The following is a 9,896-nucleotide window of genomic DNA, read 5'->3' as shown; positions in this document are numbered from 1 at the left end:
TTCTTAAGTACGAAAACAACAGCAAATGTCTAAAATAAAATATATAACGCTAATAGCAATCACGTTGGCTTTTTCCGTTAGCTGCAAAAAGTATGAGGTTGGTGCAACCAACGCGGTAAAAGCGGCTAATTCCTGGTGGGTGATCACCGCGCCGAATGGCGATACGACCGGACAGGCACATATTCCCATCGTTACTTATAATGTGGTCGATCAGACAGACAGTCTCTGGCTTGACGACCAGGGTTATGATAATTTTCCTTACAAAGTAAAGGTGAAGATCGATTTCAATGCGCTGACGTTCTCCGGTAGCAATCTGACGAATGACTACGGTACGACGGCGACGGTTACGGACGGAAAGATCATCCCCAAGGCCGGGCATTCAAAGGCTGGAAATGTAGCGGACAGCATTTATTTCAAGATCACTATGCCGGAGGATCCGGGTACGACGTATACTGTTTCGGGGGTATCGCATACTGGATTTGATCCCGAGGATAACTGGTATTGATTGATAATATTTGATCTGGACGATTGGAATGGGGCTCTTGTTTGGGGCCCCGTTCTTTTTAGGGTCGTTTTATTGAGGAGGTTGGACGGTGTCGGGATGAGGAGGGTCGGTGGACGGTGGCCCAGGGAGGGGATTTTTATTGGAGGAGTGATGTCGGGCCTGAGGGGCTGCTTATCTTTGTCCAAAATCGTTCAATGACAGAGCAACAGCAAGCCAGCAATCAGCTGAATATCGAGATATCCGAGGAGGTTGCCGAGGGGCAGTACGCCAATCTGGTGATCATTACGCATTCGCATGCGGAGTTTGTGATGGATTTTGTGAATGTGATGCCGGGGACGCCGAAGAGTAAGGTGAAGTCGAGGCTTATTCTGACGCCGCAGCATGCGAAGCGGTTTATGAAGGCGTTGACGGAGAATATAGTTCGGTTTGAGGCGGCCAATGGGAAGATCCAGGACCTGGAGGAGGCGCAGTTGCCGATGAATTTTGGGGCCTTCGGCGCAGGCTTAGGTGCCGGGAGCTTGTGAGGTTGATGCCCCGGGGGATCGGGGTGCCCGGGTCGGGATTGACGCCGGTGGTCGACGGGGGTGCCGGGTTGCGGCCTGGCGGGTGGTCGGGTTGCCGCCGCGCTCGGTGGGTGGTCAGGTTTGCAGGAGGCCGGAGTCGGCGAAACTGAAATAGGTCTTGCCGCCTACGATGATATGGTCCAGTAATTTGATGTCCAGCAGCTTTGCGCCGTTGTGGAGTTTGGTTGTCAGGTTTTTGTCGGCCTGACTGGGCTGGAGGCTGCCGGAAGGGTGGTTGTGGCAGACGATGAGGCTGGAAGCGCCGAGTTCGAGGGCATTCTTGAAGATGATCCGGGGATCGACGACGGTCGAGCTGATGCCACCCTGGCTGAGGATCTCGATGTCCTCCTGTTTGATACGGCCGGCCTGGTTGAGGTAGAGAACTACGAATACTTCGTAGTTGTAGTCTTCGAGGAGGGGGCCGAGGTAGGCAGCGGCGGTCCTGCTGTCTTTGACGACGGGTTTTTTGAGGGCGGCGGCGGATTGTCTGCGGCGCCCGAGTTCGAGGGATGCGGCGATGGTAACGGCCTTGGCGAGGCCTATTCCCTTGATTTTCATTAGTTCGCGGACGGTGCGTTTACCCAGCTCGTTTAGGTCGTTCCTGTTGAGGCGCAGTAATTCCCTGCCGATCTCGACGGCGCTCTTGTCGCGTCTGCCGGTGCGGATGAGGATGCCGAGGAGTTCGGCATCGGAGAGGTTCCGGGGGCTCTTTGAGCATTAATTTCTCTCTGGGGCGGTCGGTAACGGCCCATTGAGTAATTCCGGTCTTTTTTTCTTTGTGGTTCTCTTCGCTTGCATCGTTCAATATTTATGATTATTTTGTGATTGATAACGACGAAATGAAATAAGCAATCGTTCCGGCCGTTATACGATTTGAAACCCGCGGTTGATCACAACCGTAACCTTTGAAAACTAAAGTTAAAATCCAATGAATCGAAGAACTTTCAACGCGATCGGCGGCTGGCAGCCTTTCCTTTTTTGTATCGGCATGTATGTAGTCGCTTTGTTTTTCTCCATTTTTGTCTGTTCCTCCATTTTCTATGCCTTCAATGCGAAGTCTGCGGCTAAAGCTGCCGAGAAAACGGCTATTATTAGCTCGGCCCGGCCTCCAGCTGGCGTCTGTCGGGCATTGATAAGAGCGTTCATAAACATTATTCAAAGGCTGGTCCCGGTGATTGCCGGGTCTGGCCTTTTTGTGTTCGGCTGAAGATGTGAATGCCGCGTTCGATAGCAGATTTTTACGCTTTTACAATTGCGTGCATACCTGTATCTTCGCCCCATATTTTACCATCCACATTATGCAGCATCAAGCTAAGATTTTTTCCGGTACGGGGTCACAGTACCTTGCCGAAAAAATAGCCCAACAATTTGGTATTCCCACGGGGAAGATCACGATCCAGCATTTCAGCGACGGGGAGATACAGCCCATCTATAACGAGAGTATTCGCGGGGATATGGTTTTTCTGGTTCAGAGCACGTGTGCGCCGGCCGAGAATCTGCTGGAGCTGTTGCTAATGATCGACGCTGCGCGCCGGGCGTCCGCCTATAAGGTGGTGGCGGTGCTTCCGTACTACGGGTATGCGCGGCAGGACAGGAAGGACAAGCCCCGGGTGGCTATAGGTAGTAAGTTGATAGCCAATATGTTAGTTTCGGCGGGGGCGGATAGGGTCATTACCATGGACCTGCATGCTCCCCAGATACAGGGGTATTTTGACATTCCTGTGGATCACCTGGACAGCTCGGCTATTTTTATACCCTATATTGAGCAACTTAAGGTGGAAAATCTTACCTTTGCGGCCCCTGACGTGGGTAGCGCCAATCGTATCCGGGAGATTGCGAGCTATTTCAATGCGGAGATGGTGATCTGCGATAAGCACAGGAAGAGGGCAAATGAGATTGCGAGCATGGTGGTTATCGGGGATGTGACGGATAAGGATATTGTGCTGATCGATGATATATGTGATACGGGGGGAACGCTGGCCAAGGCTGCCGGGTTATTGAAGGAGAAGGGAGCGAAGAGTGTGAGGGCGTTGTGTACGCACCCGGTGTTGTCCGGAAAGGCGTATGAGAATATCGAGAACAGTGTATTGGAGGAGCTGGTAGTATGTGATACGATCCCGCTGAAGCGTCCGAGTTCGAAGATCAAGGTGTTGAGTGTGGCGGAATTGTTCGCGGTGGCGATCAGGAATGCGCACGAGAACAGGAGCATCACGGGTTTGTTCATCCACTCGCAGCTGAGGAACAAATGAGTCATGGGGGAAGCGGAACCGCTGTGCAGGGATGAGGTATTAGCGGGACCGCCGCACAGGAATGAGGAATAAATGAGTTAATTTTTAAACAAGCATACAATGAAAACAATTACCATCGAAGGACAACTCAGGACCGAAATGGGCAAACAAGCCACCCGCCAACTTCGCTCTGAGGAGAAAGTGCCCGGTGTAATTTATGGGGGTGCAAAGGAGGTGAATTTTTCGGCTCCGACTGCGTCGTTCAAAACACTGGTGTATACGCCTGATTTCCAGTTAGCGGAAGTCAAAGTAGAGGGAAAGACTTACAAATGCATCCTGAAGGACCTGCAGTTTGATAAGGTAACGGATGAGCTGATCCATGTTGATTTTCTCGAGCTGGTCGAGGACCGGCCAATCACGGCAACTATTCCTTTGAAGTTCACGGGGACTTCCAAGGGTGTGAAAGACGGCGGTAAGCTGATCACGAAGATGAAGGCGCTGAAGATAAAGACCTATCCCAAATATCTGAAGGAAAACATCGAGGTTGATCTGACCAACCTGGACCTGAATGGCAACCTGCGGGTTGAGGACGTGAAGGCTGAGAATTACGAGATATTGAACTCTCCCCGTATTCCTATCGCATCTGTCGTACTGACGCGTCAGCTGAAACAGGAAGAAGCCGCTTCAGCCGCGCCTGCGGCGGGTGGTAAACCTGCTGCGGCCGCTGCTCCAGCTGCTGCGAAGGCGGCACCAGCCAAAAAATAAATTAATTTAATAGTAGGAACCCGGTTAAACATTAACCGGGTTTTTTGTTTATTTTTAATGCCCCTTTTGAGGCTGCCTGCCGTGGCTGTTGCGGGTCTGATGCTGCCACCGGGATTCCGGGGCTGATGGCCGGCGAGGGGATCGAAGAGCGTTCATCTGTAATATGGGAAAGTACCTGATAGCCGGCCTTGGGAATATCGGAGCTGATTACGCCGGCACCCGGCACAATATTGGTTTTGATGTGCTGGATTCGCTGGTGGCGGGTAAGGAAGGCCGGTTTAGTGTAGAGCGGTTAGCCGAGATGGTGGAAATAAAGTGGCATGGACAGATATTGGTCTGTATCAAACCTACGACCTATATGAACGAGAGCGGCCGGGCGGTGAAGTACTGGATGGACAGGGAGAAGATCGCCCTCGACCATATTCTGGTGGTGCTGGACGATCTGGCTTTACCCCTGACCAGACTCAGGCTGAGGCCCGGAGGCAGTGATGCCGGTCACAATGGCCTTCGAAGTATCCAGGAAAGTCTGGGCACGAATGCTTACCCCAAGTTGAGATTTGGTATTGGAAACAATTTCCCCAAGGGCCGACAGGTGAATTTTGTCCTGGGACGGTGGACCGCCGAAGAGATGCCTGTCGTCCAGCAGAAGATCGGGAAGTCGGTGGAAATCATCGAAAGCTACGTCACCATTGGGATTGAGCGGACGATGAGCCAGTACAATAATTTGGAGTTCGAACTATGATTTGTAAAGGGGAATCTTTATTTTCGCATAAATATTGCATTCATCCTTAATGAGTAAGTATTTTGATATTCAATATGCCTATGTAGTACCCGGGTCTCTTCAGGCCAGATGAAAACTAGGATTAAGAATTTTCCTAAGCCACCACAGGTGGCTTGTTCACGGGTGAGGAACGAAACCCGCGAACGAGGGTCGCACCAGAGGTGCGAGCAGAAGTTCTGCAGATATTAACTTGTTGTGAGAGATGAGCTATTTCATTGGTAGTGTATCTCCCACATATAAAAACCCTGATTGAATATGAAAATATTCTGTGTTGGCCGTAACTATGTGGCTCATGCCAAGGAGTTAAATAACGACGTTCCGGACGAGCCGATCATATTTATGAAGCCTAAGAGCGCTTTGTTGCAAGCCCATACACCGTTCTATTATCCCGAGTTCACCAACGAGTTGCATTACGAGTGCGAACTGGTGCTTCGTATATCCAAGAACGGTAAATATATCCAGGAGCGATTTGCCAGCAAATACTATGATGCCGTCACTGTCGGTGTAGATTTTACTGCGCGTGACATACAGAACGAACTGAAGGAGAAGGGGCTTCCCTGGGAGAAGGCCAAGGCCTGGGATAACTCGGCGGCTATCGGGAAGCTGGATCCCTTTGCAGAACGTCAAGAACAAGAAGGACATCAATTTCTGTATGTACAAGAACAAGGAATTGGTGCAGCAGGGTAATTCCAACCTGATGATCAACAATTTTGACAAGATCGTGTCCTATATATCCAATTATTTTTCCGTCAATATTGGAGACCTGGTCTTTACGGGTACCCCTGCCGGTGTTGGCGAATGCGTGGTAGGTGACGAACTGGAAGGTTTTATAGAAGACGATAGTCTGTTCACTGTTGAAATAAAATAAAATTGCCTCCGGGCGGTCTGATGATCACCGTCGACATTCTTTTAAAAGCCTACCGGCTGATGTGTATGGCCAGTGAGATGGCCGTCACCTATGAAAGCAATCGTCCCGTCTGCAAATACGTCCATTCTACTTCGCGGGGACACGAAGCCATCCAACTGGCGACCGCTTTTCATTTACAATCCTTCGACTGGGTAAGCCCATATTACAGAGACGAAAGCCTTTTGCTTGGCATGGGCTGGGAGCCTTATCAACTGATGTTGCAGCTGCTGGCGAAGGGAGATGATCCTTTTACCGGCGGTCGTGAATATTATTCGCATCCCAATTACCGGGGGGCTGACAGGCCCCAGATGATCCATCAGAGCAGTGCAACGGGAATGCAGGTTATTCCCGCGACGGGGCTGGCTCAGGGAATCCAGTATCTGGAGTCGATCGGGTCGTCGCTGCTGCGGCGGGGACCGGAGGGAGAGTTGCCCGTAGTAGTTTGTTCGTTGGGTGATGCCAGCGTCACGGAGGGTGAGGTCAGTGAGGCGCTGCAGTTTGCCGTGCTGAAGCAACTGCCGATCGTCTATCTGGTTCAGGACAATGACTGGGGCATCAGCGTGAGGTCGGAGGAGTCGAGGGCGATGGATGCTTTCGAGTATGCGGCGGGTTTCAGGGGATTGGAGCGGCTGCGGCTGGACGGCAGCGATTTTCTCAAGAGTTATGAATGTATGGGGCATGTGATCGGAGAGGTCCGGAAAGGGCGCAGGCCCTGGCTGGTGCAGGCGAAAGTGCCTCTTCTCGGGCATCATACTAGCGGCGTTCGCCGGGAGTTCTACCGGGACGCAAAGGACCTTGAAGAACATTCGGCGCTGGACCCGCGTCCGAGGCTGAGGGCCCGGCTGGTCGCGCTGGGAGTGGAAGAGGAGGCGCTGAGGGAGATAGAATCAGAGGCGGGGGCGGAGGTTGCGCGGCAGTTCGGGTTGGCGGTGGCTGCCCCGGAGCCTGATCCTTCGGTGGTTGGGGAGCATGTATTTGCGCCTAGTCCCGTAGTGGAAGAGAAGGGAGAACGCCAGCCTGTGGGAGGGGAGAAAGTGATCATGGTCGACGCGGCCCTTTTTGCTATCCGGGAGATCATGGAAGAATTTCCGGAGGCGTTGTTGTATGGTCAGGATGTGGGTCGCAGACTGGGTGGCGTGTTTCGCGAGGCGGCGACGCTGGGTGAGCAATTCGGGGATCATCGGGTATTCAATACGGCAATACAGGAAGCCTATATTATCGGTTCCACGGTGGGGATGAGCGCGGTGGGGGCGAGGCCGATCGTGGAGGTGCAATTTGCAGATTATATTTATCCGGGATTCAATCAGCTGGTCACGGAAATATCCAAGTCTTGTTATCTCAGCATGGGGAAGCTGGCCGGTGCAGGCGGTGATCCGTATTCCGATAGGGGCTTATGGCGGAGGAGGGCCTTATCACAGCGGCAGTATCGAGACCACCCTGCTGTCGGTAAAAGGAATAAAGATCGCCTATCCTTCCAATGCTGCCGATATGAAAGGTCTGATGAAGGCTGCTTTTCTCGACCCCAATCCGGTGGTCATGCTGGAGCATAAGGGGTTATATTGGAGCAAGGTGCCGGGGACGGAAGAGGCGAAGACGATTGAGCCGGCCAGCGACTACGTGCTGCCATTCGGAAAGGGGGCGTGTGTGCTGGAGGCGGACGAGGATATGATGGAAGAGGGGGACAGCTGTTGCGTTATCACTTATGGAATGGGTGTATACTGGGCGAAGGCTGCGGCCGCCGCCTATCCCGGGAGGGTGGCTGTGATCGATCTGCGGACGCTGTATCCGTTGGATGAGCAGCTCGTCTATACGACTGTCCGGCAGCACGGGAAATGTCTGGTGCTGACCGAGGAACAGCAGAATAATTCATTTGCGGAGGCGCTTGCCTGGCGCATTACGAGAAACTGTTTTACTGCGCTCGATTCTCCGGTGGAGGTGTTGGGGGCTATGAATCTTCCCGCGGTGCCGATGAATTCGGGGCTGGAGGCGGAGATGTTGCCGACGCCTGAGAAGGTGAAGGGGGTGTTGGGGAGATTGTTGAATTACTAAGATTTTATTGGGTTTGGCCGGGGCCTCGGGATGTAGCCGCGGGTTTTGCGACCGCGGGTTTTGCCCGGGTTTTGCGGCCGTGGGTGGGATAGTTTGTCCCGGACTCGGATGGATCGTGGCCCTCACGGAGGGAAAGGGAGAATCGTCGCCTTTGCCGGGGGAGGGGTGAAAAAATATTTTAAAAGTCTACAAAAATAGTGGACTATTTATTTGGAGATGAAGAAAGGCGCTGGTATCTTTATGTTGTTAAAGCGGAGCATGGTTTTCCGCGAAAAAAATCCCTGATGCCCTGGTTGCGAACGTGATTTGGAGGATTGGCAGGTGGTTGTTTAATCCTTTGACTCAGTGGTTGCCAGGGCATCAGGGAGTAATAAAAAAAGAACTATGCAGCAGCGTCTCGCGATATTTTCCTTTCTGGCCATCGTGGCCATTTTGCTGGTATTTCACGGCCGGTAGACGTCTGGTTGGTGGACACGGGTGTTAGGGTCCGGACGCGGGTTGTTGTGACCAGCGGGATGCGGGCTGTTGCGGACCACGGGACGCGGGTAGCGCGGCCGATAGTTGTTAGTATTTTGTCAGCTCGGGTTGAACTTCGTCGATGTATGCGAGTATCCCACCTTTCAGGTTGTAAAGATTATTAAAACCGAACTTCTCTTCCAGTTCGCGGATGGCTTTTGCGCTGCGGCCGCCCATCTTGCAGTGTACGACCACTTTTGTCTCTGTCAAAACGTTCGTTGTTGTCGGCTACGGTTGCCAGCGGTATGAGTTCTGCGCCGATGTTGACGATGTCGTATTCGTGGGGCTCGCGGACGTCGATCAACTGGAAGGGTTCTCCTTTTACCTGAAGGTCGTAGAGTTCTTTTGCGGTGATCTCTTTCAGCGGTTTTTCCTCGACGGCGCGCATGCCGCAGAATTGTTCGTAGTCGATAAGGCCGGTGATGGTGGGGTTCTTGCCTGTGAGAGGGTTGTCTTCTCGTGACCGGATGGTGAAGGTCCTGCTTTCGAAGTTGAGGGCGTCGAAGATATAGAAACGACCAGAGAGTGTGTCACCTACACCGGTGATGACCTTGATGACTTCCAGGGCCCGGAGGCTACCGATGATGCCCGGCAGCACGCCCAGCACGCCGCCTTCGGCGCAGCTCGGAACCAGTCCGGGGGCGGGGTGTGGGGTAGAGGTCGCGGTAATTCGGACCCAGCCGGCCCTGCGCGTCGCGATAGTTGAATACGGACACCTGACCTTCGAACTGGAAGATCGAGGCGTATACGTTGGGTTTTCCAAGGAGAACGGAGGCGTCGTTGACGAGATAGCGGGTGGGGAAGTTGTCTGTGCCGTCCGCGATGACGTCGTAGTCTTTTACGATATCGAGTGCGTTCTGTGAGTTGATGTGGGTGTTGTGGAGGATCAGTTTGATATAGGGGTTCAGCGCTTCGAGTCTTCTTTTGGCTGCTTCTACTTTTGGTTTGCCGATCTCGTCGACGCCGAACAGGACCTGGCGCTGGAGGTTGCTGTCGTCGACGACGTCGAAGTCTACGATTCCGATGGTTCCGACTCCGGCTGCTGCCAGATATAAGAGAACGGGGCTGCCGAGGCCGCCCGAGCCGATGACGAGAACTTTGGCGGCTTTGAGTCGTTGCTGGGCTTCCATGCCGAAGCCGGGAATGATGATGTGGCGGTTGTAGCGGGCGAGTTCTTCCTTAGTGAAAAGGGAGGAGGCTTTGGCGCCGCCCGGTGTGTCGGGAGTGCCGCCAGCGATGGCGGGTACGATGCTGATGACGGCGTCTTCTTTTACCGCAGTCTTTTCCTGCTGGAGGTCGCGAATGTCGTCGTTGCCGACGAAGATATTGACATACGATCGGATATTGCCGCCTTCGTCGAGCAGGTGTTTCTTAAGGTCCGGGAAGTTGACGGTGAGTTCCTGTACTGTGTCTTTGATCGTGCCCGCGCTGACCTGCAGCCGGGCAGTGTTATTGGTAAATTTCCGTAGCGGAGTGGGAATAATGACTGTTGCCATGTTTGAGTGTTTATATTAGTTGATGTTCTATTATTTGTTCTTTCTTCGAATTGTTCTTCTTCGTTAAGCAGCCAGCTTCGCAAATT

Annotated in this window: 11 protein-coding genes and 2 pseudogenes; 9 read left to right on the top strand and 4 right to left on the bottom strand. The window is 52.9% G+C overall.

All coding sequences use genetic code 11. The annotated features are described in order from the left end of the window. The first annotated feature begins 25 nt into the window (after positions 1 to 25). Positions 26 to 505 (top strand): lipid-binding protein, encoded by a 480-nt coding sequence (locus tag ACQ86N_RS36440; RefSeq protein ID WP_431211331.1) that lies wholly within the window; start codon positions 26 to 28, stop codon positions 503 to 505. 194 nt (positions 506 to 699) lie between these two features. Next, positions 700 to 1,029 carry a DUF3467 domain-containing protein gene (locus ACQ86N_RS36435; protein ID WP_431211330.1) on the top strand — a complete coding sequence of 110 codons (330 nt, stop codon included), beginning with the start codon at positions 700 to 702 and terminating at the stop codon, positions 1,027 to 1,029. Between the two features lie 114 nt (positions 1,030 to 1,143). Here the strand turns inward: ACQ86N_RS36435 and radC are convergent, their stop codons facing one another. Together radC and ACQ86N_RS36425 are read right to left on the bottom strand one after the other, a co-directional pair. Then, the gene (radC, locus tag ACQ86N_RS36430) at positions 1,144 to 1,734 is read right to left on the bottom strand and encodes a RadC family protein (RefSeq protein ID WP_431217731.1); all 591 of its coding nucleotides are present in this window, start codon (positions 1,732 to 1,734) and stop codon (positions 1,144 to 1,146) included. Between the two features lie 148 nt (positions 1,735 to 1,882). Then, positions 1,883 to 2,227, bottom strand: a complete 345-nt coding sequence (locus ACQ86N_RS36425) for a hypothetical protein (RefSeq protein WP_431211329.1) — start codon at positions 2,225 to 2,227, stop codon at positions 1,883 to 1,885. Between the two features lie 139 nt (positions 2,228 to 2,366). Here ACQ86N_RS36425 and ACQ86N_RS36420 point away from each other — a divergent pair, with 139 nt between their 5' ends. The 7 genes and pseudogenes from ACQ86N_RS36420 to ACQ86N_RS36390 all read left to right on the top strand — a co-directional run bounded on the left by ACQ86N_RS36420 (position 2,367) and on the right by ACQ86N_RS36390 (position 7,798). Further along, positions 2,367 to 3,317 carry a ribose-phosphate pyrophosphokinase gene (locus ACQ86N_RS36420; protein ID WP_431211328.1) on the top strand — a complete coding sequence of 317 codons (951 nt, stop codon included), beginning with the start codon at positions 2,367 to 2,369 and terminating at the stop codon, positions 3,315 to 3,317. Positions 3,318 to 3,416: 99 nt separating this feature from the next. Next, positions 3,417 to 4,061, top strand: a complete 645-nt coding sequence (locus ACQ86N_RS36415) for a 50S ribosomal protein L25 (RefSeq protein ID WP_431211327.1) — start codon at positions 3,417 to 3,419, stop codon at positions 4,059 to 4,061. A gap of 163 nt (positions 4,062 to 4,224) precedes the next feature. After that, complete coding sequence (gene pth / locus ACQ86N_RS36410; protein ID WP_431211326.1) at positions 4,225 to 4,803, top strand: aminoacyl-tRNA hydrolase; 579 nt, start codon at positions 4,225 to 4,227, stop codon at positions 4,801 to 4,803. Positions 4,804 to 5,097: 294 nt separating this feature from the next. Further along, on the top strand, positions 5,098 to 5,529 hold the full coding sequence (locus ACQ86N_RS36405; protein ID WP_431211325.1) for a fumarylacetoacetate hydrolase family protein: 432 nt from the start codon (positions 5,098 to 5,100) through the stop codon (positions 5,527 to 5,529). Next, complete coding sequence (locus ACQ86N_RS36400) at positions 5,495 to 5,710, top strand: fumarylacetoacetate hydrolase family protein (protein WP_431211324.1); 216 nt, start codon at positions 5,495 to 5,497, stop codon at positions 5,708 to 5,710. Before ACQ86N_RS36405 ends, ACQ86N_RS36400 begins: the two co-directional genes overlap by 35 nt. A 20-nt stretch (positions 5,711 to 5,730) precedes the next feature. Further along, positions 5,731 to 6,999, top strand: a pseudogene (locus tag ACQ86N_RS36395) (thiamine pyrophosphate-dependent enzyme); the annotation flags it as partial. A gap of 109 nt (positions 7,000 to 7,108) precedes the next feature. After that, positions 7,109 to 7,798: a transketolase C-terminal domain-containing protein gene (locus ACQ86N_RS36390; protein ID WP_431211323.1), complete on the top strand. Its 690-nt coding sequence runs from the start codon at positions 7,109 to 7,111 to the stop codon at positions 7,796 to 7,798. A gap of 564 nt (positions 7,799 to 8,362) precedes the next feature. Here ACQ86N_RS36390 and ACQ86N_RS36385 read toward each other — a convergent pair. After that, positions 8,363 to 8,491 carry a rhodanese-like domain-containing protein gene (locus ACQ86N_RS36385; RefSeq protein WP_431211322.1) on the bottom strand — a complete coding sequence of 43 codons (129 nt, stop codon included), beginning with the start codon at positions 8,489 to 8,491 and terminating at the stop codon, positions 8,363 to 8,365. Continuing rightward, positions 8,436 to 9,810: pseudogene (gene moeB, locus ACQ86N_RS36380) on the bottom strand (molybdopterin-synthase adenylyltransferase MoeB). The gene ACQ86N_RS36385 and the pseudogene moeB overlap by 56 nt, the downstream one beginning before the upstream one ends. Between the last annotated feature and the right edge of the window lie 86 nt (positions 9,811 to 9,896).

The sequence above is a fragment of the Puia sp. P3 genome, from assembly GCF_050632245.1.
In the GTDB taxonomy this organism is placed as follows: Bacteria; Bacteroidota; Bacteroidia; order Chitinophagales; family Chitinophagaceae; genus Puia.
Note: the sequence above shows the minus strand (reverse complement) of the source record. Positions and strands in the feature narration are given on the sequence as shown.

Coding starts and splice junctions, on each gene's coding strand:
- ACQ86N_RS36415 (WP_431211327.1), top strand. CDS start 3,417: ATGAAAACAATTACCATCGAAGGACAACTCAGGACCGAAATGGGCAAA.
- ACQ86N_RS36440 (WP_431211331.1), top strand. CDS start 26: ATGTCTAAAATAAAATATATAACGCTAATAGCAATCACGTTGGCTTTT.
- ACQ86N_RS36400 (WP_431211324.1), top strand. CDS start 5,495: ATGTACAAGAACAAGGAATTGGTGCAGCAGGGTAATTCCAACCTGATG.
- pth (WP_431211326.1), top strand. CDS start 4,225: ATGGGAAAGTACCTGATAGCCGGCCTTGGGAATATCGGAGCTGATTAC.
- ACQ86N_RS36405 (WP_431211325.1), top strand. CDS start 5,098: ATGAAAATATTCTGTGTTGGCCGTAACTATGTGGCTCATGCCAAGGAG.
- ACQ86N_RS36420 (WP_431211328.1), top strand. CDS start 2,367: ATGCAGCATCAAGCTAAGATTTTTTCCGGTACGGGGTCACAGTACCTT.
- ACQ86N_RS36385 (WP_431211322.1), bottom strand. CDS start 8,491: ATGGGCGGCCGCAGCGCAAAAGCCATCCGCGAACTGGAAGAGAAGTTC.
- ACQ86N_RS36435 (WP_431211330.1), top strand. CDS start 700: ATGACAGAGCAACAGCAAGCCAGCAATCAGCTGAATATCGAGATATCC.